Source organism: Aeromonas sp. MR19, from assembly GCF_963899305.1.
In the GTDB taxonomy this organism is placed as follows: Bacteria; Pseudomonadota; Gammaproteobacteria; order Enterobacterales; family Aeromonadaceae; genus Aeromonas; species Aeromonas bestiarum.
The window spans coordinates 218,170-239,222 of record NZ_CAWQWZ010000011.1; the positions used below are offsets into that span (position 1 = coordinate 218,170).

A 21,053-nucleotide genomic window follows, 5' to 3' on the forward strand; every position below is an offset into this window, starting at 1 on the left:
ACAGACCATACTGTCACTAACAGGATTCACGGAGTAGAGCCATGGACTGGTTTCACAACTTGCAAGTCAGAACAAAGCTGGTGTTCTCGTTTTCCATTCTCATGCTGTTGCTGGGCGTGCTGACGCTCACCAGCTACTCCTCCACCAAGGAGATGGCAAAACTGGTCGAGAACATGCACGCCAATCAGCTCGTCCCCATCAAGGATCTGGCCAACGCCAACATACAGGCCATATACATGAGTCGGGCCCTCTATCGCTATGTGCTCGAGAACAATGTGGAGACCAGAAAAGTAAACGAAAACAACATGTTTCGTTATGAGAAGAAAATGAATGAGTTAATTGAAAATTATCGCAAAACCTACCTCACCCAGCCAGAAATAGATATGTTGGCTCGCTTTGACCAGGCATGGGCAATTTACAAACCCATAGCCGACAGCATCATACGGACTGTGCAATCCGATACGGGGGATAATCTCAATAACCAGAAAGCCGCCATCATGCTGGCCGAACAGGGACGACCGGCGTTCAATGTTGCTGACGATCTTCTCACCGACCTGGTCAACCTGAATGACAAACTCGCCACTCAGTCATTAGCCGACAGCAAAATCGTTTATGGGGACAATCTGCAGATCCTGGTCGCCATCGCCTGCAGCGCCTTTTTTATCTGCTTCATTCTGTCCCTGCTGGTGACCCGCAGCATATTGCGCCAGCTGGGAGGAGATCCTTCCTATACGGTGCAGGTGGTAGCCCGCGTCGCCGACGGCGATCTCTCCACCCCTGTGCTGCTCAGAGCCGACGACACCAGCAGCCTGCTTTACGCTATCAAGAGCATGGCCCACCGCCTCTCCGATACCCTCAACGAGGTGGGTGCCATGTCGGAGGCGATAGGCTCGGCCTCCGAGCAGGTGGCCGCCACCGCCAATGCCCTCTCCCAGACGTCGTCCGAGCTTGCCTCCAGCGTAGAGCAGACCAGCGCCTCTGTCGAGGAGATGACGGCGACAGTGAGCCAGAATGCCGACAACGCCAGGGTGACCGAGAACATCTCCACCAAGGCCGCCAGCAGCGCCACCGACAGTGGCAAGGCGGTTGGCGAGATGGTCCACGCCATGAAGGAGATAGCCTCGCGCATCACAGTCATCAATGACATCGCCAACAAGACGGATCTGCTGGCCATCAATGCCGCCATCGAGGCGGCCAGGGCCGGTGAACACGGCAAGGGCTTTGCCACCGTCGCCGCCGAGGTGAGAAAGCTGGCGGAGCGGTCACAAACTGCCGCCAAGGAGATAGGCGAGCTGGCGGGTCGCTCCGTCAGCGTGGCCGAGCAGGCGGGTTCGTTGCTGCGCGAGATGCTGCCCGGCATCGATCAGACCGCCACCCTGGTGCAGGAGATAGCCTCTGCCTCCCGCGAGCAGCGGGCCAGCGTCTCCCAGATCAACATAGCCGTGACCCAGATAAGCGATGGCATGCAGGCCTCGGCCGCCTCGGCGGAAGAGCTCAGTTCCACCTCGGAAGAGCTCAGCTCCACCGCCCTGCAACTGCAGGAGCTGATGCAGCAGTTCACGCTCAGGGGGGGCAACAACCGCCAACCCCATCCCTTGCACAGTGCCACCTACTCCGCCGCCAGACGCATCAAGCCAAAGAAGGGATCTGCCCGTCAACAGCCCTTCCACGAAGAGGATCTGGAGCGAGAGATAGATGATGGCAAGTTCACCAACTATTAGGAGCAGGCAGATGAGAGATACCTTTGCTCCTGCTGCCACGGCTTCCCATTTTCACTGCGTCACCTTCATGCTGGGGGGGGAGCTGTATGGGGTCGACATAGGCTGCATCCGTGAAATCATCGAGTTCGAAGGCATGACCCCGGTCCCCATGATGCCGCGCTTCGTGCGGGGCATCATCAACCTGCGCGGCGCCGTGGTACCGGTGATCGATCTCTCCATCCGCTTTGGCAGAGATCAGACTCCGCTGCTGCCCACCACCTGCGTCGCGATCCTCTCCCTGCCCAACAGCAATGGGGAGGAGCAGGAGATCGGCATGCTGCTGGATGCGGTGTGCGAGGTGCTGGAGATCCGAACCGATACCATAGAACCGGCCCCGACCTTCGGCACCCACATCCGGGGCGACTTCATTCAGGGGGTGGTCACCATAGATCAGCGGTTCGCCATCCTGCTCGACATGCACAAGGCACTCTCCATCACAGAGCTGAGCGCCATGGCCGAGGCCGCCACCGGCCAGCTGTTCTCGCAAGAGCAAGGCGGATGAACATGGCGGCGCCGCTGTTCACGCCAGAGCTGGTCCCGACCCTCAGTCAGAGCGAATTTGATCTGTTTCGACGCTTCATCCTCAACACGGCGGGCATAGATCTCGCCCCCTGCAAGCGAGCGCTGGTGCAATCCAGACTCGCCAAGCGGCTGCGGGCGTTGCAGCTCACCAGCTATCAAGCCTATTGGGAGCGGATAAACCAGCCCCTCGATCCCCAGGAACGCCAGCTCGCCATCAATCTTCTGTCGACCAACGAGACCTATTTCTTTCGCGAGGCCCAGCACTTCAGCTGGCTGAAACACCATGCCGAGCAGCTGCTCGCCAGTCGCAGCCAGCCGCTTCGCGTCTGGTCAGCGGCCTGCTCCACCGGCGAGGAGGCTTACTCCGCCGCCATGGTGCTGGCCGAGCAGCTCGGCATCAACGAACGCTGGAGCATTCATGGCACCGACATCAATACCCGCGTCATTCCCTTTGCCCGGCGCGCCATCTATTCGGTCGAGCGGGCCCGGCATGTGCCACCCCATCTGTGGTTGCGCTACTTTCAGCGCGGTCACGACGAATACGCGGGCAAGATCCGGGTCAAGCCGGCGCTCGCCAGAAAAGTCGCCTTCGCCAACCTCAACCTGCTGTCGTGCGGCGAGTATCAGGAGCGCAATTTCGATGTGATTTTGCTCAGAAATGTCCTCATCTACTTCAACGACACCACCAAGGCCCGCGTCCTGACCCAGCTCTGCCAATTGCTGAGACCCGGTGGCTATCTGCTGGTCGGGCACTCAGAGGTCATTCGCCAACAGGATCTTCCCCTGATGCAGGAGGCCCCTTCCCGCTATCACCATCTGCCAGCAAAGGATGCGCCATGACAATACGGGTATTGATCGTCGACGACTCGGCCCTGGTGCGGGAAGTGCTGACCCAGATGCTGAGCAAGGCTGCGGACATAGAGGTCATTGGCGCCGCCTTCGACCCCATCTTCGCCATGCAGCAGATGAAGAAGTGCTGGCCCGATGTCATCATCCTCGACATAGAGATGCCGCGCATGGACGGGCTGACCTTCCTCAAGAAGATCATGGCCGAGCGCCCGACCCCCGTCATCATCTGCTCCTCCCTTACCGAGGAGGGCGCCATGATCACCCTGGAGGCCCTCTCGGCGGGGGCCATCTCCATCGTCACCAAGCCCAGCGTGGGCATCAAGAGCTTCCTGCAGCAGTCGACCAACGACTTCATCCAGGAGATACGAGCTGCCGTCAGCGCCAAGCTGCGCAATCTGCTGCCCGCGACCAATCAGATTGCGGTCGTCCCGCGCCGCAATGCCGATGAGATGCTCTCCCCCCCGGCCGAGCGGATCTCGTTTCGCACCACGGAGAAGATCATCGCGCTAGGCACCTCCACCGGCGGCACCCAGGCACTGGAGTACCTGCTCTCCCGCCTGCCGGCCAGCTGCCCTGGGCTGGCCATAGTGCAGCACATGCCGGCCCGCTTTACCGCCTCCTTCGCCGAGCGGCTCAACAGCCTCTCCCAGCTGGAGGTCAAGGAAGCCACCACCGGCGATCGCCTGCTGCCGGGCGTCGCCATCATAGCCCCGGGCGGCAAGCACCTGCTGATCCAGCGCAGCGGCACCCAGTATCTGGCCGAGGTAAAAGAGGGCCCGCCAGTCTCCCGCCACTGCCCGTCGGTGGACGTGCTGTTTCGCTCGGTGGCCGTGAGCGCGGGCAGCAATGCGCTCGGCATCATCATGACCGGCATGGGGGACGACGGTGCCCGGGGCATGAAAGAGCTGCACGACACAGGGGCCCGCACCATAGCGCAGGATGAAGGCAGTTGCGTGGTGTTTGGCATGCCCAAGGAGGCCATAGCCCATGGCGGCGTGGACGAAGTCATGTCACTCACCCACATCACCCAGACGCTCAGCCGTCCGGATCAGCGAGGCGTGTAATTATGTCGTTGGAAAAATGGCAAGGACGCAGTGCCATGGTGGTGGATGACTCCCGCACCCAGCAGTATGAGGTGACCTGCCTGTTGCAGGAGCTGGGGTTTGGCCACGTTCATGTGGCTCAGGATGGTCAGGATGCACTGGACAAGTTGCAGCAGCTGGAGCGCATAGACGAGCGCATCGATCTGCTGCTGACCGACCTCAACATGCCGGGCATGGACGGGGTGGAGCTCATCAGCAACCTGGAGAAAAATACCCGCTACCGGATGTTTGTGGCCGTGATGAGCGGGGTGGAGCGGGATGTGCTGGACGTGATCCACGCCATTGCCGATGCGGGTACCCTGGAGGTGATAGGTGTGCTGTCAAAGCCGCTCAGGCAGAGTGACCTGCGCAACATGCTGCAGCATTGCGATCCCCTGGTGCACAGGGAGAACAAGAAGTGGATGCAGCTCGCCTTCACCGCCGACGATGTGCAACAGGCGCTGGACAACCGGCAACTGGTGCCCTTTCTGCAACCCAAGATCACGATGGCGGATTCGCGCCTCTATGGCTTTGAGGCCCTGGTGCGCTGGCTCCATCCCGAACACGGCGTGATCCCGCCCGTCTGTTTCGTCCACCATCTGGAAGAGGGGCAATTGGCGCTGGATTTCTTTTATCACTTCCTGCACGCCACCTGTGAGGCGCTCACGACACTGGCCAGCCTGCCTGGCCCCATCAGCTGCTCGATCAATTTGCCGGTGAGCCTGCTGCTCACGGATAAATTGGTCAAGAACATGATTGCCGTCGTGCAGGAGCATCAACTGCCCTGCAACGCCATCATTATTGAAGTCACCGAAACCACCTTCATGTCCAATCTCTCCATGTCATTGGGCACCCTGGCCCGTTTGCGGCTCAGGGGGTTTGGCGTCGCAATGGATGATTATGGCACCGGCTACTCCTCCATGAAGCAGTTATCCCGCTGCCCCTTCACCGAGATCAAGATAGATAAAGAATTTGTCCACGACGCCCATAGCAGCCCGAAGAAGCTGGCTATATTGACCTCAGCCATCGTCATGAGCCAGAAGCTCGGGCTCAAGACGGTGGCCGAAGGGGTTGAGAGCGAAGAGGACTGGCGGCAACTGGCCCTGCTGGGCTGTGAACTGGCCCAGGGCTATTACGTCAGTCGTCCCTTGCCTGTGGCACAGATAGCGTCCTGGTTTGCCGAATGGCAAGCCAGGGTGACATGAAGGGTGAAATAACGAGGATGCAGAAACGATATTGTGGTGCTCACCCGGCCAGGGGTGGGATGACAAGAGAGCAGTCGTAATCTCGCTGCAGGGAACGCAAATAAAACAAGCATGAGGCTACCATGAACAACCTACTTCGTCAGATCTCCATCAAGACGCGACTAATGGTCTCTTTTCTGTTGCTGAACCTCATCCTGATCGGGGTGGGGCTCTACGGCAAACAGAATACCGCCACCGTCAACGACATGCTCAATGACATGTATCTCAACATTCTGACCCCCATCACAGATGTCTCCAACGCCAATATGCAGGCCATCTACCATAACCGTTCGCTGTTTGACTATGTCATCGAGCCCACTCCTGCGGGGATGGACAAGATCGCCAGCCAGATGGATGGCTACGAACAGAAGATGAATGCCCTGCTGAATAAATACCGGGCAACCCAAACCTCCGATCAGGAAAAATCCGTGTTGACGGAGGTGGACAGAGCCTGGCCGATTTACAAGGAAGCGGCGAAAAAAACCATGACGGCAAGCGCAGCCAATGACAACGACACCGCCATCAAGCTGATGAAGGGGGAAGCCGCCGCCAGCTTCCAGGTGGTCGACGACCTGCTCAGCAAGCTGGTGGACATCAATCAGGGGCTCGGCAAGAAGGCTTATGATGACAGCGACGTGATCGTCACCGATATCACCACCGCCACCTACACCATACTCGCCGGATCCGTCATGCTCTCCCTGTTGCTGGGCTGGCTGCTCAGCAGCATCAATCTGCCCTTGCTCGCCATCATGAGCGAGCTGAAGCAGCTGGCGCAAGGGCATCTCACGGCGCAGGACAGTGCGGAAGGCAACGACGAGCTGACCCAGATGCAGCAAGCCATGAGCAGCACTCGCCACAGCCTGCGCGACATCGTCTCGACCATGCAGCGCGCCGCCGAAGGGTTGACCGCCAGCTCCTCCCAGCTGGTCGCCGCCGCCCAGCAGGTCAATACCAGCTCCCAGCAACAGTCGCTGGCGACCGCCAACACAGCCGCATCGGTCGAAGAGCTGACCACCTCGGTCTCCCAGCTCTCCTCCTTCGCGAACCAGGCCAACAGCGTGGTGATGCAGTCGGGGGAGATTGCCCATTCGGGCGAAGAGCAGGTCAAGCACGCCTCGCAAGAGGTGCTCAAGGTCACCACGGCCGTCAACGACTCGGCCAAACAGGTGCAGGGGCTGTTCGATGACATCACCCGCATCAGCCAGATCTCGGTGATGATCCAGGGAGTGGCGGATCAGACCAACCTGCTGGCACTCAACGCCGCCATCGAGGCCGCACGGGCCGGTGACATGGGCCGTGGCTTTGCCGTGGTGGCCGACGAGGTGCGCACCCTGGCGGCGCGGACGACCCAGGCGACGCAAGAGATAAACGAGATGCTCAAGTCGATCCAGCAGGGGGCCACAGGCGCGGTCAAGGGAATGAATGCCTGTGCCGACAGCATGAGCAGGGTGCGAGAAACCACCGACAGCTCCAGCGATACCATGGCCCAGGTGGATCAGAGTTCCCGCAAGGTGGTGGGCCTCATCCAGGAGATCAGCTCCATGCTCCATGAGCAGGCCGCCGCCAGCCAGCTGATCGCCCAGTCGGTCGAGGAGATCACCCAGATGTCGCTGGAGAACGTATCCGCCGCCGAGAGCGTCAACCACGATGCCTCCCAGCTGACCGACATCATCCACCAGCTCAACCAGGGCATAGGTTTCTTCAAGGTGTAACAGGCCAACAAGGGCTGCCATCCCGGCAGCCCTGCTTTTCCCCTCCCCCACACCTTCATCCGGCCGGTCTCGGCCCCCAATCCGTGTCAAACCCCATCAACCCGAGCCGGCTCCTGCCGCCAACTCACTGAAAAACCCACATTAACCCCTGCCTTTTGGCGGGTCATAACCAGTGATAAATATCGCGTGATAGGGAGCAAGACAAAGCGTTGGGAAGCACATTTATACAGAGGAATATCCCGTATTCAGGTCATTCATGCGCTCCCATTCGCCACGTAATTTACCAAACAAAAAACAACTGATAACATAATCGTACATTTTGAAGCATATAAATAAACATCCGCTGCGTGCTCCGGCGACCCGACACAGGGCGCCCAAGCCAGCGGGTCAAGATTGAGACGAACAGCCAACCCAGACCCTCATCGAGCAGACACCCGATCCCATGATGAACACAGTTACGGCCAGCATCGATGTCGATGCGCTCCATCACAATTTTGCCGTCGTGCGGCGTCACGCCCCCCACAGCAAGATCATCGCGGTCCTCAAGGCCAACGCCTATGGTCATGGCCTGCTGCAGGTCGCCAACACCCTGGTCCAGGCGGATGCCTATGCGGTGGCGCGACTCGAAGAGGCGCTGGTACTGCGTGCCAATGCCATCACCAAACCCATTCTGGTGCTGGGCGGCTTCTTCTCGGCCGAGGCGCTGCCGCTGCTGGCGGAGCACAATCTACAGACCACACTGCACACCTGGGATCAGCTGGCACTGCTCGAGCAGGCTGAATTGCCGGCCCCCATCAAGGTCTGGCTCAAGCTCGATACCGGGATGAACCGGCTGGGGGTGAGAGCGCAGGATCTGCCCGCCTTCATCGAACGACTGAGCCATTGCAGGAGCGTGGTACAACCCTTCCATCTGATGACCCATTTCGGCCAGTCCGACGAGCAGGAGAACCAAGCCACCCAGCAACAGATCGAGGCGTTCAACCAGCTCACCGCCCACCTGCCGGGCGAGCGGGCCATGGCCAACTCGGCGGGGATCCTGGCCTGGCCGGGTTCACGCAGCGACTGGATAAGACCTGGCATCATGCTCTATGGCGCCTCCCCCTTCGGGGGTCAGCTGGCCACCGATCATGGGCTGCGCCCCGTCATGACCCTCAAGAGCCAGCTCATCGCCATCAGAGAGTGCAAGCGGGGAGAATCGGTAGGATATGGCGCCCATTGGGTGGCCCAGCGCGACACCACCCTGGGGGTGGTCGCGGTCGGCTATGGCGACGGCTACCCGCGCATGGCTCCCGAGGGGACGCCCATGCTGGTCAATGGTCGCCGGGTGCCCATCGTCGGCCGGGTCTCCATGGACATGATCACGGTCGATCTCGGGCTACACGCCAGCGACCAGTGCGGGGATGAGGTGATCCTGTGGGGAGAGGGTCTGCCGGTGGAACAGGTGGCGGAGAAGATAGGGACTATCCCCTATGAACTGCTGACCCGCCTCACCTCCCGGGTGTTCGTCACGCTTGCCCAGCCCTGCGCCAATGCGCAATCGCTGGCTGACGCCGATATGCCCTCATATGCAGGCCACGCCCGGCGAGTCATGGCCTAGCACAGGCGCCCCCATCTCAACTCGGGAGAGATGAGGCATGGCGGCATCTAAAAACACCCGGCGCAGCCGGACTGCGCCGAGTGTGACTGAGCCTCTGGTGGCTGAGGCGGACTCACACTGGCCAGCCGCTCCGACCCTGGGCGAGTTGCTCGACGCAGACCCCAGAATCTTGTCCTGGCTAGTCGATATCAAACCCGACCAGCGTCTGCGTGATCAAGGCGCCGGGCATCATGAGTTGCAGCCCCTCCGTCAGCTTCGGCGGCCCAGCATCGCTGGGCCTGTCCGCTTGCCGAGCCAGGATACGGGTTGTACCAGCAAGCACTGAAAAACAAAAGGGCCTGTCTTTCGACAGGCCCTTTTGTTTTATTTGGCGGTGAGGGAGGGATTCGAACCCTCGATACGTTGCCGTATACACACTTTCCAGGCGTGCTCCTTCAGCCACTCGGACACCTCACCAATTTGTTTTAGTCATGTGCCGTTGCTTGCCGATATCATCGGCTGGCAGCCATTTGGGCACATCACCAAATTTTGGTCTGTTGTTTAACGTGTTCAGCCAACACTGTGTTCACGGCGCTGTTGCGCTGGAACGGGGCGTAATTTAGGGGAAAGCCCCGCCGGCGTCAACGGCTTTTTTTGCCTGACGAATCGTTCGCACATTTAACGCACAAATCAGTGCACGCATTCCGGCGCGACCAGGATCTCGGGCAGGTTCAGGAAGCCAAGGCGCTCGCATTCGGACACCACTTCATGGGTCGCGGCCGTGGTACTTTCGACGAACAGCAGGAACTGTTCCACTGAGAGACCCGCCTTGGTGAACACGGTGTGGCCCACGATGAGGCGCGGCAGGTTGTCATCGATAATGTCGAGGAACACCTTGAGCGACGGGTACTGCATGTTGAGGCGACCCAGTTCGGCCATCAGCGGCAACAGCGAGGAGGGACGCACTTCCAGCTCGGATGAAAACAGCAGCCCTTCCTCTTCGACAAAGATCCGGCTCTCCTGGATGCCGTCGACGGACTGCAGGGAGACAATGTGGATGCCATGACACTGATCGCAGACATAATGCTCGATACGAGCCTGCTGCAACCAACGCATTATCATTTCAGAGCTGGGGATATTCATCATTTCCACGACACGATAAGGATCAAGGGGCGCAGTCTAAACCAATTTTCCGGCAACCAAAAGTGCAGTGGCCGGATAAGCAGGGAGCCAGCTTCTTTTTGGCAAACACTATGCATATACTCAGCCATTCTCGCCCCACCTTCACCCCACAGAAGGCCTGATGACCATCCAAGAAAAGTACCGCCTGCATCTGAAATCCCTGTCGGATGAACTGCTGGCCCTGCAAAAGCCCATTCGCATTCTGGATGCCATCAAGTGGCCCCGTCACCTCCAGGCCGATTTTCTGGCCAACGGGGGACGAACGCTGCCCGCCATCGATCAGCACTTCTACGATGCCCTGCCCCTCGGCTTCGATCCCCGCAACAAGTATCTTGAACTCAAGGAGTTGCGGGACAGGATCCGGCGCCGACTGGGCCCTCAGGACGATCTGGGCCGGATCCTGCAAGAGACGGTCGATCAGTACATGGTGGTGATCGAGATGCTGCGCCAACGCGGGCAGCCTGATTTCCTGCGCTACAGCCAGCTGCTGTACGGTTCGGCCAGCGATCACCTGCGCGGGGATCGCAAGACCCTCAAGGAGCTGGGAGCCCGCTTGTGCGACATCTTCTCCCTGCCCGGTGCCCGTCATCTGGTGCGCCCCTACCCCAAGGAGTTTGAAGGGGAAGCGGCGGTCGCCAAGCTGCAGGGCAAGCTGTCGAGCTATTTCAGCGACGGCACTGTACAGGTCAAACTGAGCGATGGCATCGTCTCGGACGCCGCCGCCGGCGGCGATTACATCAAACTCAACTCCCACGCCCGCTTCTCCGAGCTGGATCTGCAGGTGCTGGAGGTCCACGAGGGCTGGGTGCACGTGGGCACCACCCTCAACGGCCGCCAGCAGCCCTACGCCACCTGGCTCAGCGCCGGCTCGCCGCGCATCACCGCCTGTCAGGAGGGGCTGGCGGTCCTGATCGAGACGCTCACCTTCAGCTCCTTTCCGGATCGGGCCAAGCGCATCTCGGATCGGGTGATGGCCATCGACATGGCGGAGCGAGGCGCCAACTTTGTCGAGGTGTTCCAGCATTTTGTGGCGCAGGGCACCAGCGAGCACGATGCCTACAAGATCACCCAGCGGGTGTTTCGTGGCGGCATGGTGGGCGGCGGCGCCTGCTTTACCAAGGATCTCTCCTACGTGCGCGGCTACGTGGAGACGGTCAACTTCATCCGCAGCGCCGTGCTGGAAGGGGTCCCCGAGATCCTGCCCATGCTGTTCGTCGGCAAGGTGACCCTGGACGACATCCCCGTGCTCTATCAGCACTATCTGGAAGGGCTGATCGATGCCCCCCGCTACCTGCCGCCCATGTTTCGCGATCTCACCGGGCTCTACGTCTGGTTCGGCTTCGCCTCCGGCATGTCGCTGGTGGACATAGGCCGGGTTCAGCAACATTTTCGCCAGCTGTTCCATCGCCTGCCGGTGGCCGATCCCATCATTGCCCCCGTGGATATCGAGATCGACTGAGTCGCAAACAAGAAGGGCGCCAGATTGGCGCCCTTCTCTCTTATCCCGGCCGGATCACTTGTAGGCCCGTCCTTCCAGATAGTGCTTGCGGCACAGCGACACATAGCGATCGTTGCCACCTATCTCCACCTGCTCGCCATCGCGCATCACCTGGCCTGCTTCATTGACCCGGGAATTCATGTGCGCCTTGTTGCCGCACCAGCAGATGCTTTTCAGCTCTTCGAACTTGTCGGCGAGACAGAGCAGATGGTAGGAGCCGGGGAACAGTTCACCGCGAAAGTCGGTCTTGAGACCGTAGGCCATCACGGGAATATCCTGCTCATCGACGATGCGCGCCAGCTGGTAGACCTGCTCGCGGGTCAGAAACTGGGCCTCGTCGACGATGAACACATCGATGCGCTTCTCGGCATGACGCGCCTTCACCATCTCGAACAGATCGCAGCCGTCACTGAACACATCCACCTTCAGCTCCAATCCCACCCGGGCACTGATCACCCCCGCGCCGAAGCGGTCATCGATGGCCGGTGTCATGGCCAGGGGCTGCATGCCCCGCTCCAGATAATTGAAGTGGGCCTGAATGAGCTGGGTGGATTTGCCTGAATTCATGGTGGCAAATTTGTAGTGCAGTGAAGCCATGGTGTTGTTCCGAAACTGAATTTATGGGGCGCATGCTAACCAAAGCCCCTGCCAAAACCAAGGGGCCCGTGGGCCCCTTGTTCTATTTATGCGATAGCCAGCTCTCGATGGAGCCGAGCCTTGCGCAGATGGTAACCGGAGAAGATCACAAACCAGAGCCCGCTGACCGTGAAGCCCGCCAGTACGGAATGCATCAACCCCATGACCAGGTAACCGAGCGCGGCACCGAAGGCGATGGCCAGCGCATAGGGCAGCTGGGTCATCACGTGATCGATGTGATGGCACCCTGCGCCCGTGGCCGACAGTATACTGGTGCTCGAGATGGGCGAGCTGTGGTCGCCAAATACCGAGCCTGCCAGCACGGCGGCCAGCATGGGCAGCATCAGGCTGATGTCGCTGGCGGCGGCCATGTCGCCGGCCAGCGGCAGCATGATGCCAAAGGTGCCCCAGCTGGTGCCGGTGGCAAACGCCATGGCGCAGGAGAGGATGAACACCACCGCCGGCAACACTTCGATCGGCAGGTTGCCGTTGGCCATGGAGGCCAGGTACTTGCCGGTCTCCACGTCGCGCACCACGGCGCCTATGGTCCAGGCGAACAGCAAGATGTTGATGGCAGGCAGCATGGCCATGATCCCTTGCGGGGCGGCCTTCATCCAGTTCTTGGCGCCGAGCTTGAGGCGCATGGCCAGACCGATGGAGACCACCAGACTGCACAGGGCGCCATAGACCAGGGAAGAACCGACGTTGGTATTCTCGAACGAGCCGAGCACGCTGAACGGCAGCCCCTTATCGCTCAGCACGGCGGCACCGGAGTGGATCATGAAGTAGACGGTGGCGGCGGTCAGGGTCAGGATCGGCAGCACCATGTCGATCATGCCGCCGTTGCTCTCTTCCGGGCTCTCCATGTCCAGACCTATGGGGCGGCCCTTGGACTCGTCCCACAGCTTGCCTTCCTGCGCCCATTGCTCATGCTGACGCATGGAGCCGATGTCGAGCTGGAATGCAATCACCACCAGCACCATGATCAGGGTGAACACGGCGTAGAGGTTCATCGGGATCATTTCGACGAAGGCAGAGATGGGGCTCTGATCGGTCAGACCGTGCGCCGCCATGATGCCACCTACCAGGGCGATGATGTAGGCCCCCCAGGAGGAGATGGGCATCAACACGCAGACGGGCGCCGCGGTGGAGTCCAGCAGATAGGCCAGCTTGGCACGGGAGATCTGGAAGCGATCGGTGACCGGACGGCAGATGGCCCCCACCGACAGGCTGTGGAAGAAATCATCGATGAAGAAGGCAAACACCATCATGCCGGTGAGCGCCTTGGCCCCCTTGCGGGTCTTGGCACGACGCTCTGCCCACTCGGCGAAGGCGCGGGTCGCACCGGAGACGCTCATCAGGCTGATGAGGCCGCCCAGCAGCAGCATGAACAGCAGCATGTTGACGTTGTCACGGTTGAGTGCACCCTCGACCCAGAAGATCTTGAGCACGGTATTCAACATGTAATGCAGGGAATCGAGCGGGGAAAACTGATTGAGCAGCAGGCTGCCGGCAACAATACCTACCCCCAGCGACACCAGGACGCGGCGGGTGATGATCGCCAGAGCGACGGCCAGTAAAGGGGGAATGACAGACCAACCGGAGTCGGCGTAATGAACGATGTCCATGATCTCTTTGCACCTAAAGACAGCAGGTGGAGATCTACCGAGAGGATAAAGAAACAAAACCCATGGGGAGGTTATACTCCTCAGCCCCTTCAGGTAGCGCTCCATAGTGGATGACTATGGCAGTCCTGCACCTGTTCGATGCAGAACCAGCAGCCCGGTATGATGGCCTGGCCACTTCGGCGCTGACTCCTTTCCTCATGCATCACAGGCATCACCCTCCGCACAAGTAGTCATAGGCAGCGCGCCTCTACTTAAAGGTATTCGAGGCACATTTTATCGTGCCGGCACGTTATAGCAAGTTTTTTGATTAAATCCCCACATGGGGCGTTTTAAAATGGCAAAGTGGTAGTCAAATGGTGCAAATATATTGGTTTTGTCGCTATTTTCATCTATCCAGAACTCAGTCGAGTATGATGACGGCCAATATTGCTGAATCCAGCCTGAATTCAAAATAGTTCACTTAATTTGCACTCTGAATTTATTAATTCGCTTATCTTGACTTAATAGCAAGCTGCCGTATAAATTACCCAAAATTACTCTTTTTTATTTAATTCACTCCTTTGCTCGCGTGGTGGACACTATGAACGAATTTTTGAAAGTACTGCTGAATATCCGTAGCTTGCGCGCAGCTTGCCGTGAGCTGACCCTGGAGCAATTGGAAGAGGGGCTGGAAAAGCTCTCTGCTATTGTTGCCGAACGTCAGCAAGATGAATCCGCCGATCGTCAGGCCCGTGAAGAGCATCAGCGCAAGATTAACGAATATGCTGAAATGCTGAAAGCCGCCGGCATTGATCCGGCCGAACTGGTGGGCACGGTTGCCACTGAACCGGCCAAAGCTGCCAAAGGCAAGCGCGCCCCTCGCCCGGCCAAATATCGCTATCTGGATAACGGCATTGAAAAAACCTGGACCGGTCAGGGTCGCATGCCGTCCGTGATTGCCAAGGCCGTTGCCGACGGTAAATCCGTCGAAGAATTTGCCATCTGATCAGGCAAACGACCTCCCATAAAAAACCTCGCACTGCGAGGTTTTTTATTGCCTGATATCCGCTCATCAACTCCGTTCTGCCGCCTTGACCCAGAGCACTTCCGGCGTCGCGGTACAGGCCAGCAGGTAGCGGGCTATGGTGAAGAACCAGTCACTCAACCGGTTCATATAAGGCAGTATGGCCGGATTGATCTGCTCCGCACGGCTCAGACTCAGCAGCAGGCGCTCACAACGACGGGTCAGGGTGCGCACCACATGGGCTTGCGCCGCCGCCCGGGAACCACTGGGCAAAATGAAATTGCGCAGCACGGGCAAATTGGCGCTGTAGCCATCAATTTGCCGCTCCAGGCGCAACGTCCATGCATTATTCACCTGCCAGATGGCCTCCTGCTGACCCTCGCTGGAAAATGCCAGTTCACCGCCCAAATCGAACAACTCTTGTTGCAATAATAACAAGTCGGCTAATAAGCCGGTTTCAGCAGCAGGAACCTCGGCAATGAGTAGACCTATATGAGAATTTAATTCATCGATATAGCCATAGGTTTCCACCCGCATATCGTCCTTGGCCAATTGCACACCATCGGCCAGCCGGGTCATGCCTTTATCACCCTGCCTCGTATATATTCTCATACCGACATCCTGTTAATAATGGGAACAATCATGGATTCGAGCCCGTTGAGCTTGATCTCATAGGCAAGGGCCAGGGTCTGGCCCAACGCGCCAGCAGGAAAACCGGTGCGCGCCATCCACACCAGATAGGGCTCTGGAATATCTATGATGCGCCGCCCCCGATATTTGCCGTAAGGCATCTTGTGGGCCAGGGTCAGCAACACCCGCTCGTCAGAGAGCCACTCCATATTAATCAATGTCCAGATATTTATGGGTCTGGATGGAGAGCCGCCAATTACGGGCGATGCAGGTGGCCATCGCCAGCTGGGTGGCTCTGGGCTTCTGGCTGATGGGTTGCAGCGCAATCACCACGTCAGGACGCAAGGTGGCGGTCGCCAGCAGGGCATCCAGCTCCTCGATATGGCGCTCGGTCGCCACCGGATGCTTGATCTCATTGGCACGCTCGAGGGCCGAGACCAGCACGGGCAGGCCCCCCTTCATGCCAATCTTGGGCGACACTGTGACCCAGGTATTGGCATGGGTCTGGATCTCGCTGGTACCGCTGGTTTCAATCTGCACCTGATAGCCGGCTGCCAGCAAGGCACAAGAGAGCGCCTGCAAGTCATACAGACAAGGCTCTCCCCCGGTGATCACCACATGACGAGCCTGATAACCGAGCTGCTGGAAACTGGCCAGGATCTGCTCGGTGTTCATCTTGCTCCAACCATCGGATTCATTGGAACAGTCGAGCACCGCCTGAACCCCCACTTCACGAGCGGGATCGACAATCCAGGTATGGCGGGTATCGCACCAGGGGCAGCCCACGGGGCAGCCTTGCAGGCGAACGAAGATGGCGGGCAGGCCGGTGAAGATGCCCTCCCCCTGGATGGTCTGGAAAATCTCGTTGATTGGGTAGTACATCTCGGTCACGGCTTGTTGCAAAAGTCGCGGATTATACCCCAAGCGAAGGCAAGACGCAGGCTCACAGTCCGCTTTTCTCGCCCAGCCCGGTTTTCTCGTACAACCGGGCCATGATGCCCGCCTTGTCGGCCAGATACAGATTCAGCCCCCGGCTACGCAGTTCGCAGGCAGGACAGGTGCCACAACCATCGCCGGCGATGCCGTTGTAGCAGGTCAGCGTCTGCTGGCGCACCGTCTCCAGGTGACCATAGTGATCCGCCAGCGCCCAGGTCTCGGCCTTGTCGAGCCACATCAGCGGGGTATCGAAGCGGATGCCGCGACCCAGCCCCAGGGAGACCGCCTGATTGAGCGCCTTGACGAACTCGTCGCGACAATCCGGGTAGCCGGAGAAATCGGTCTCGCACACCCCGGTGATCACCGATTCGGCGCCCACCTGGTAGGCATAGATGGAGGCCAGGGTCAGAAACAGTATGTTGCGGCCCGGCACGAAGGTATTGGGCAGACCATTGTCCTGCAGCTCGCAGCTCACCGGAATGTCGTCACGGGTCAGGGCCGAGACCGCCAGTTCATTGAGCAGGGTCACGTCCATCACCTTGTGGGCCGCAATCCCAAGCGCGCCGGCCAGTCGGCGAGCCGTCTCTATCTCCTCCCGATGGCGCTGGCCATAGTCAAAGGTAATGGCGTGCACCTCGTCATACTGGGCCTGAGCCTGCACCAGACAGGTGGTGCTGTCCTGCCCACCACTGAATACTACGACGGCTTTTTTCACGTTTATCACTCCTTCAGGCAGTTCAAGTACGGCGACCTTGTGCAAAGTCATGCCACTGCCGGTTTAAATGGGTAAAGAGGTTCATCAGCGGGGCGAAGCGCGCGGGCTCGCCCTCCCACTGGGATAACAGATGATAACCCGCTTCCAGGGTCGACAACGCCTCGGGAAACGGCTTCTTGCGAATGGAGTACTGGCCCGGTATGGCGCCGAGCTTGATCCTGGGCAACCTTAGCAGCGCCGGATTGCTGTGCAAGATGCGATACGCCTTGCGCCAGGTGCCATCGAGCAGCAAAAAGCAGACCTGACGGCGATCCCCTGCCTGATGCCCTTGATCGCGTACCTGATCCAGCGCCAGCGCATGCTCGTCAGGCCAGAGCAGATAGCAGTGCACCTCGGGATCCGCCAGCAAGGCATTGAGCCAATGCGCCTCGGCAAAATCCTCCCCCACATGAATGCTGGCCTGGGTGAGAGAGGCGGCGAGCAGAGCGGCTGTGCCCTTGGGGTGCCCCGCTTCGCTCGGATGCTGCAAAATATGGAGGGGAGCGAGATGCGGCACCTGCCGAATATAATCACACAGACAGGCTTTGAGGGCTCTGGTGCAACGTGTACAGTATCGGCTGTTCTTGTCGTTGGGCTGTTTCATGTTGTCAGAAAAATCAGGATTGCTCTGGGTCATCACGCTTTCACTCGCCAGCTTGTTGCTTTTCTTCACAGTACCGAATCATTTGCTCTCCTTCGATCGCCCCCTGATCGCCCAAGGCGAAGGGTGGCGCATCATAACAGGCAATCTGGCCCACACCAATTTATGGCACCTGCTGCTCAACCTGAGCGGCCTGTGCGTGCTCTACAGCCTGTTTCGTGAATACCTGACGGGTTGCCGCCTGCCGGTATTGCTGCTGTTGCTGGGGGGTGCCGTCGGTCTCGGCATCTGGTGGTTATGCCCGCAGACCCAGTGGTACATGGGGCTGTCGGGCGCCTTGCACGGCCTGTTCGTATGGGGAGCCTTGCAGGACATCCGCTATCGCCGCTATTCGGGCTGGCTGATGCTGCTGGGGGTGGCCATCAAGCTTGGAGTGGACTTCTACAGCGCGGGCGAGAGCCCGGTTTCTGTACTGATTGGCGCCCGGGTTCACATCGAATCACATCTGATTGGCTCGGTGGCGGGCCTGCTGCTTGGCCTGTTGCCGGTCAGTCTCGGCAACCAGCCCATCAAGGAGTGATGGCGCCCAGCGCCTGGTTGCCTTGACCAAAAGACAGGCCGGGGCTCACCCGGCCTTCAAACCTTAACGCCCGGCCAGCTCCGCATTGATGCCTGCCAACATGGCGGCGGGATCCTCTGCCTGGGTGATGGGACGACCTATGACCAGATAGTCGGCGCCGGCTTGCATCGCAGCCAGCGGCGTCATCACCCGGCGTTGATCCCCGGCCGCAGACCCGGTGGGGCGAATGCCCGGGGTCACCAGCTTGAAGTCGGTGCCGAGCAGGGCCTTGAGCTCACTCGCCTCATTGGCGGAGCAGACCACCCCATCCAGCCCTGCGGCCCTGGTCAATGTCGCCAGCCGGATCACCTGCTCGGCCGGGCTCACATCCAGGCCAAGGGGCGCCATGTCGGATTGCTCCATGCTGGTCAGCACGGTAACCCCGATCAGCAGCGGCGCCTTGTCGCCATAGGGCAGCAAGGCCTCTCTGGCGGCACGCATCATGCGTTCACCACCGCTGGCATGGACGTTGACCATCCAGACACCCAGCTCGGCACTGGCGGCCACGGCCTTGGCCACGGTATTGGGAATGTCGTGAAACTTCAGATCCAGAAACACATCGAATCCCTTGGCGACCAGCTGACGCACAAACTGGGGGCCAAACAGGGTAAACATCTCCTTGCCCACCTTGAGGCGGCACTGGGCCGGAGAGATACGTTCAATGAACGCGAAGGCATCGGCCTCGTGCTGATAATCCAGCGCTACCAGTACTTTGGGATCTAGCATCTCACTTCCTATTGATTGTTGTTCACCATCTGGGCGCAGCTTCACCATCCAGGCCCAGGTTCAACCTGATGACACCGCGGTGGCACTTGCAGCCCCGGTATCTCACTTTCAATTGATCCGGCTCTTACTCGCCGTCCAGGCCGCGGATCGGCTTGATGGATCCCCACTGACGGCAGGATGGGCACTGCCAGAACAGCGAGTGGGTGGCAAAACCACACTGCCGACACTTGTGGGTGGATTTGATCTTGATCTGTTCGCCAACCAGTTGCTGCAGCAACTCCAGGCTCTCCTTGGCGGGCCCCTCCTCCGCGCTGGCAAGCTGGAAGCCCACCAACTGGTAGAAGCCCTTCATGGAGGGGTGACGGCGCAGCTGGCGCAGCACCAGCGCGCGGGCCTGACTCAGGCCATCACGCTCCTCCACCAGTTTGGCCAAGGCCAGGGTCACGCTGACGCCGGCGTGATCCTCCACCGCCTGCTCCAGCAGGGGAATGAGCTCGAGAGAGCGGCCCTGGCGCTGGTAGCATTCGGTGAGCCAGGGAATGGCTTCGGAGGCAAAATCGATGTCCTGCTCGAACACCCGCAGCAGATCCTTGCCGGCCTGCTCATACTCCCCCGCCTCCATCGCCAGTTCGGCCAGTCGCAGGCTGGCGCGGGCACAGGCAGGATTGACCCCCAGTGCCCGCTTGAGCTTGGCAAGCCCAGCTGGCTTGTCGCCATCGCGCAAGGCACTGTCTGCCTGCTCGCAATAGAAGTGCGAGATGGGATCGGCCAGCTTCTTGCCCTGATATTTTTGCAACCGCACCGCGACCTCGATGGCCTTGTCCCAGTCACGCAACTGCTGATGGATGATCAGCAACTGGGCCAGCGCCGTCTCCTCATAGTCGCCGTCCTCGCACAGCTCGTTCCAGAGCGCCTCGGCCCTGTCCAGCAAGCCTGCGGCCAGGAAGTCGCGCGCCAGCTCCTGCAGCGCGAGCTGGCGCTGTTCACGGGTCAGCTCACGGGTCACCAGGTTCTGGTGGATCTTGATAGCACGGTCGACTTCGCCGCGCTGGCGAAACAGGTTGCCAAGGGAGAGGTGGGTTTCGATGGTTTCGCTGTCCACTTCCAGCAGCTGGATGAAGAGATCCACCGCCTTGTCCGACTCGTCAGACAGCAAATAGTTGAGGCCCGCCACGTACTGGCGGGAAAATTGGTTACTCTGTTTCTGGGTGTCCTGGCGAACACTCCTGCGCCCCATGTACCAGCCATAACCAGCGGCAATCGGCAACAGCAGGAAAAGCAGTTCAAGCATCGAGGGACATTATTCCTTGACTGCCGACCGAGCCAGCTCCAACTCGCGGGATTGACGACGCATGGTGCGGTTGAGGGTGCGGTTTTGCATCTTGAGGCGCAAAAACAGCAGGCCGAATACTAGCCAGCCGAGCAGGAAACCACCGCCAAAGAAGAAACCCAGCAGCATGGAGAGCGAGAACTCCCCTTGGGCAACCAGATAGTTGAACTGCACCAGCTGACCATTTTGCGAACCGATGGCCAGAGTCAGAATAAACACCAGCACCAGCGGAATGAGGGCCAAGATACGCTTCATAGGAGCTCCCTGTCAGTATCTAATGAAAGGCTGATTATCCTTAAAATCACGGGCAGACTCTAGAGCGAATGGGAAAAGACTTGGAGAAACCGGACGATTGGCACAATAGCGGCCATAAAAACAAAAAAGGCATACCCAAGTATGCCGTTTTCTGCATTATTCAATAATGTTCACGCGCTCGCGCAACTCTTTGCCAGGCTTGAAGTGAGGGACATATTTCCCGGTCAGTTCAACCTTGTCCCCGGTCTTGGGATTACGACCCACACGGGGGGCACGATAGTGCAGTGAAAAACTTCCAAATCCACGGATTTCAATCCGATCGCCGTTTTGCAAAGTCGATGCCATCTGCTCAAGGATCTCCTTGATGGCAGCTTCGACATCTTTGGCCGGCATATGCATGCGGCTCGCAGCCAATTGTTCGATGAGATCTGATTTGGTCATAACGTTAAATCTCCTTCCCCGATCACATGCAATATTCATTACGCCAATATAAAAAAGGGCGGCGTGAAG

The 21,053-nt window shown here is 59.3% G+C and carries 22 protein-coding genes, 1 tRNA gene and 1 riboswitch; of the genes, 10 read left to right on the plus strand and 13 right to left on the minus strand.

Annotation, left to right across the window (positions count from 1 at the left end; all coding sequences use genetic code 11):
* The first annotated feature begins 41 nt into the window (after positions 1-41).
* From AACQ95_RS06730 to alr, 7 genes are all read left to right on the plus strand, one after another.
* Positions 42-1,721, plus strand: coding sequence for a methyl-accepting chemotaxis protein (locus tag AACQ95_RS06730; protein ID WP_241278142.1), 1,680 nt, complete (start codon positions 42-44; stop codon positions 1,719-1,721).
* A gap of 10 nt (positions 1,722-1,731) precedes the next feature.
* Positions 1,732-2,262: a chemotaxis protein CheW gene (locus tag AACQ95_RS06735; protein WP_098984283.1), complete on the plus strand. Its 531-nt coding sequence runs from the start codon at positions 1,732-1,734 to the stop codon at positions 2,260-2,262.
* Positions 2,259-3,122 carry a CheR family methyltransferase gene (locus AACQ95_RS06740; RefSeq protein ID WP_241278143.1) on the plus strand — a complete coding sequence of 288 codons (864 nt, stop codon included), beginning with the start codon at positions 2,259-2,261 and terminating at the stop codon, positions 3,120-3,122. The genes AACQ95_RS06735 and AACQ95_RS06740 overlap by 4 nt, the downstream gene beginning before the upstream one ends.
* Complete coding sequence (locus tag AACQ95_RS06745) at positions 3,119-4,195, plus strand: protein-glutamate methylesterase/protein-glutamine glutaminase (protein ID WP_241278144.1); 1,077 nt, start codon at positions 3,119-3,121, stop codon at positions 4,193-4,195. The genes AACQ95_RS06740 and AACQ95_RS06745 overlap by 4 nt, the downstream gene beginning before the upstream one ends.
* Positions 4,196-4,197: 2 nt before the next feature.
* The gene (locus AACQ95_RS06750) at positions 4,198-5,418 is read left to right on the plus strand and encodes an EAL domain-containing response regulator (RefSeq protein ID WP_241278145.1); all 1,221 of its coding nucleotides are present in this window, start codon (positions 4,198-4,200) and stop codon (positions 5,416-5,418) included.
* Between the two features lie 122 nt (positions 5,419-5,540).
* A complete protein-coding gene (locus tag AACQ95_RS06755) occupies positions 5,541-7,169 on the plus strand; it encodes a methyl-accepting chemotaxis protein (protein WP_241278146.1) in 1,629 nt (542 codons plus the stop codon).
* Between the two features lie 442 nt (positions 7,170-7,611).
* Positions 7,612-8,766: an alanine racemase gene (gene alr / locus AACQ95_RS06760; protein WP_241278147.1), complete on the plus strand. Its 1,155-nt coding sequence runs from the start codon at positions 7,612-7,614 to the stop codon at positions 8,764-8,766.
* Positions 8,767-9,134: 368 nt separating this feature from the next.
* Here the strand turns inward: alr and AACQ95_RS06765 are convergent.
* Together AACQ95_RS06765 and AACQ95_RS06770 are read right to left on the minus strand one after the other, a co-directional pair.
* A tRNA-Ser gene (locus AACQ95_RS06765) sits at positions 9,135-9,222 on the minus strand.
* 213 nt (positions 9,223-9,435) lie between these two features.
* Positions 9,436-9,891 carry a YbjN domain-containing protein gene (locus tag AACQ95_RS06770; RefSeq protein ID WP_084214039.1) on the minus strand — a complete coding sequence of 152 codons (456 nt, stop codon included), beginning with the start codon at positions 9,889-9,891 and terminating at the stop codon, positions 9,436-9,438.
* 157 nt (positions 9,892-10,048) lie between these two features.
* On the opposite strand from AACQ95_RS06770, the gene AACQ95_RS06775 reads away from it, so the two are divergent.
* Positions 10,049-11,386 (plus strand): flavohemoglobin expression-modulating QEGLA motif protein, encoded by a 1,338-nt coding sequence (locus AACQ95_RS06775; RefSeq protein WP_103472946.1) that lies wholly within the window; start codon positions 10,049-10,051, stop codon positions 11,384-11,386.
* 54 nt (positions 11,387-11,440) lie between these two features.
* Here AACQ95_RS06775 and AACQ95_RS06780 read toward each other — a convergent pair whose 3' ends face one another.
* Positions 11,441-12,022 carry a thymidine kinase gene (locus AACQ95_RS06780; protein ID WP_043136617.1) on the minus strand — a complete coding sequence of 194 codons (582 nt, stop codon included), beginning with the start codon at positions 12,020-12,022 and terminating at the stop codon, positions 11,441-11,443.
* Positions 12,023-12,108: 86 nt separating this feature from the next.
* Positions 12,109-13,689 (minus strand): Na+/H+ antiporter NhaC family protein, encoded by a 1,581-nt coding sequence (locus AACQ95_RS06785; RefSeq protein ID WP_241278148.1) that lies wholly within the window; start codon positions 13,687-13,689, stop codon positions 12,109-12,111.
* A gap of 86 nt (positions 13,690-13,775) precedes the next feature.
* Positions 13,776-13,947, minus strand: a riboswitch (Lysine riboswitch).
* Positions 13,948-14,269: 322 nt separating this feature from the next.
* Here AACQ95_RS06785 and AACQ95_RS06790 point away from each other — a divergent pair.
* On the plus strand, positions 14,270-14,674 hold the full coding sequence (locus AACQ95_RS06790; protein ID WP_042871358.1) for an H-NS family histone-like protein: 405 nt from the start codon (positions 14,270-14,272) through the stop codon (positions 14,672-14,674).
* Between the two features lie 66 nt (positions 14,675-14,740).
* On the opposite strand, the gene AACQ95_RS06795 is transcribed toward AACQ95_RS06790, so the two are convergent.
* From AACQ95_RS06795 to AACQ95_RS06815, 5 genes are all read right to left on the minus strand, one after another.
* On the minus strand, positions 14,741-15,304 hold the full coding sequence (locus AACQ95_RS06795; protein WP_241278149.1) for a cob(I)yrinic acid a,c-diamide adenosyltransferase: 564 nt from the start codon (positions 15,302-15,304) through the stop codon (positions 14,741-14,743).
* Entirely contained in the window at positions 15,301-15,531 is a 231-nt protein-coding gene (locus tag AACQ95_RS06800) for a DUF3820 family protein (protein ID WP_098984327.1), read from the minus strand. Before AACQ95_RS06800 ends, AACQ95_RS06795 begins: the two co-directional genes overlap by 4 nt.
* Position 15,532: 1 nt before the next feature.
* Positions 15,533-16,204, minus strand: a complete 672-nt coding sequence (gene queE / locus AACQ95_RS06805) for a 7-carboxy-7-deazaguanine synthase QueE (RefSeq protein WP_241278150.1) — start codon at positions 16,202-16,204, stop codon at positions 15,533-15,535.
* A 61-nt stretch (positions 16,205-16,265) separates the two neighbouring features.
* Positions 16,266-16,973 (minus strand): 7-cyano-7-deazaguanine synthase QueC, encoded by a 708-nt coding sequence (gene queC, locus AACQ95_RS06810; RefSeq protein WP_241278151.1) that lies wholly within the window; start codon positions 16,971-16,973, stop codon positions 16,266-16,268.
* 22 nt (positions 16,974-16,995) lie between these two features.
* Positions 16,996-17,685: a tRNA-uridine aminocarboxypropyltransferase gene (locus AACQ95_RS06815; protein WP_241278152.1), complete on the minus strand. Its 690-nt coding sequence runs from the start codon at positions 17,683-17,685 to the stop codon at positions 16,996-16,998.
* On the opposite strand from AACQ95_RS06815, the gene rrtA reads away from it, so the two are divergent.
* Positions 17,615-18,193, plus strand: a complete 579-nt coding sequence (gene rrtA, locus AACQ95_RS06820; protein WP_241278153.1) for a rhombosortase — start codon at positions 17,615-17,617, stop codon at positions 18,191-18,193. The two genes, AACQ95_RS06815 and rrtA, sit on opposite strands and share 71 nt — an antisense overlap.
* 63 nt (positions 18,194-18,256) lie before the next feature.
* On the opposite strand, the gene pyrF is transcribed toward rrtA, so the two are convergent.
* The 4 genes from pyrF to ihfB form a co-directional block, all read right to left on the minus strand.
* Complete coding sequence (gene pyrF, locus AACQ95_RS06825; RefSeq protein ID WP_241278154.1) at positions 18,257-18,958, minus strand: orotidine-5'-phosphate decarboxylase; 702 nt, start codon at positions 18,956-18,958, stop codon at positions 18,257-18,259.
* Positions 18,959-19,082: 124 nt separating this feature from the next.
* A complete protein-coding gene (gene lapB / locus AACQ95_RS06830; RefSeq protein WP_043555350.1) occupies positions 19,083-20,249 on the minus strand; it encodes a lipopolysaccharide assembly protein LapB in 1,167 nt (388 codons plus the stop codon).
* A gap of 9 nt (positions 20,250-20,258) precedes the next feature.
* Positions 20,259-20,543, minus strand: a complete 285-nt coding sequence (locus AACQ95_RS06835; protein WP_103472943.1) for a LapA family protein — start codon at positions 20,541-20,543, stop codon at positions 20,259-20,261.
* 156 nt (positions 20,544-20,699) lie between these two features.
* Positions 20,700-20,984 (minus strand): integration host factor subunit beta, encoded by a 285-nt coding sequence (ihfB, locus tag AACQ95_RS06840; RefSeq protein WP_005299934.1) that lies wholly within the window; start codon positions 20,982-20,984, stop codon positions 20,700-20,702.
* Positions 20,985-21,053 lie beyond the last annotated feature (69 nt).

Bases quoted from the DNA above. Each gene is read 5' to 3' on its own strand.
- AACQ95_RS06730 (WP_241278142.1), top strand. From the start codon at position 42: ATGGACTGGTTTCACAACTTGCAAGTCAGAACAAAGCTGGTGTTCTCG.
- AACQ95_RS06735 (WP_098984283.1), top strand. From the start codon at position 1,732: ATGAGAGATACCTTTGCTCCTGCTGCCACGGCTTCCCATTTTCACTGC.
- AACQ95_RS06740 (WP_241278143.1), top strand. From the start codon at position 2,259: ATGAACATGGCGGCGCCGCTGTTCACGCCAGAGCTGGTCCCGACCCTC.
- AACQ95_RS06745 (WP_241278144.1), top strand. From the start codon at position 3,119: ATGACAATACGGGTATTGATCGTCGACGACTCGGCCCTGGTGCGGGAA.
- AACQ95_RS06750 (WP_241278145.1), top strand. From the start codon at position 4,198: ATGTCGTTGGAAAAATGGCAAGGACGCAGTGCCATGGTGGTGGATGAC.
- AACQ95_RS06755 (WP_241278146.1), top strand. From the start codon at position 5,541: ATGAACAACCTACTTCGTCAGATCTCCATCAAGACGCGACTAATGGTC.
- alr (WP_241278147.1), top strand. From the start codon at position 7,612: ATGATGAACACAGTTACGGCCAGCATCGATGTCGATGCGCTCCATCAC.
- AACQ95_RS06770 (WP_084214039.1), bottom strand. From the start codon at position 9,891: ATGATGAATATCCCCAGCTCTGAAATGATAATGCGTTGGTTGCAGCAG.
- AACQ95_RS06775 (WP_103472946.1), top strand. From the start codon at position 10,049: ATGACCATCCAAGAAAAGTACCGCCTGCATCTGAAATCCCTGTCGGAT.
- AACQ95_RS06780 (WP_043136617.1), bottom strand. From the start codon at position 12,022: ATGGCTTCACTGCACTACAAATTTGCCACCATGAATTCAGGCAAATCC.
- AACQ95_RS06785 (WP_241278148.1), bottom strand. From the start codon at position 13,689: ATGGACATCGTTCATTACGCCGACTCCGGTTGGTCTGTCATTCCCCCT.
- AACQ95_RS06790 (WP_042871358.1), top strand. From the start codon at position 14,270: ATGAACGAATTTTTGAAAGTACTGCTGAATATCCGTAGCTTGCGCGCA.
- AACQ95_RS06795 (WP_241278149.1), bottom strand. From the start codon at position 15,304: ATGAGAATATATACGAGGCAGGGTGATAAAGGCATGACCCGGCTGGCC.
- AACQ95_RS06800 (WP_098984327.1), bottom strand. From the start codon at position 15,531: ATGGAGTGGCTCTCTGACGAGCGGGTGTTGCTGACCCTGGCCCACAAG.
- queE (WP_241278150.1), bottom strand. From the start codon at position 16,204: ATGTACTACCCAATCAACGAGATTTTCCAGACCATCCAGGGGGAGGGC.
- rrtA (WP_241278153.1), top strand. From the start codon at position 17,615: ATGTTGTCAGAAAAATCAGGATTGCTCTGGGTCATCACGCTTTCACTC.
- pyrF (WP_241278154.1), bottom strand. From the start codon at position 18,958: ATGCTAGATCCCAAAGTACTGGTAGCGCTGGATTATCAGCACGAGGCC.
- lapB (WP_043555350.1), bottom strand. From the start codon at position 20,249: ATGCTTGAACTGCTTTTCCTGCTGTTGCCGATTGCCGCTGGTTATGGC.
- AACQ95_RS06835 (WP_103472943.1), bottom strand. From the start codon at position 20,543: ATGAAGCGTATCTTGGCCCTCATTCCGCTGGTGCTGGTGTTTATTCTG.
- ihfB (WP_005299934.1), bottom strand. From the start codon at position 20,984: ATGACCAAATCAGATCTCATCGAACAATTGGCTGCGAGCCGCATGCAT.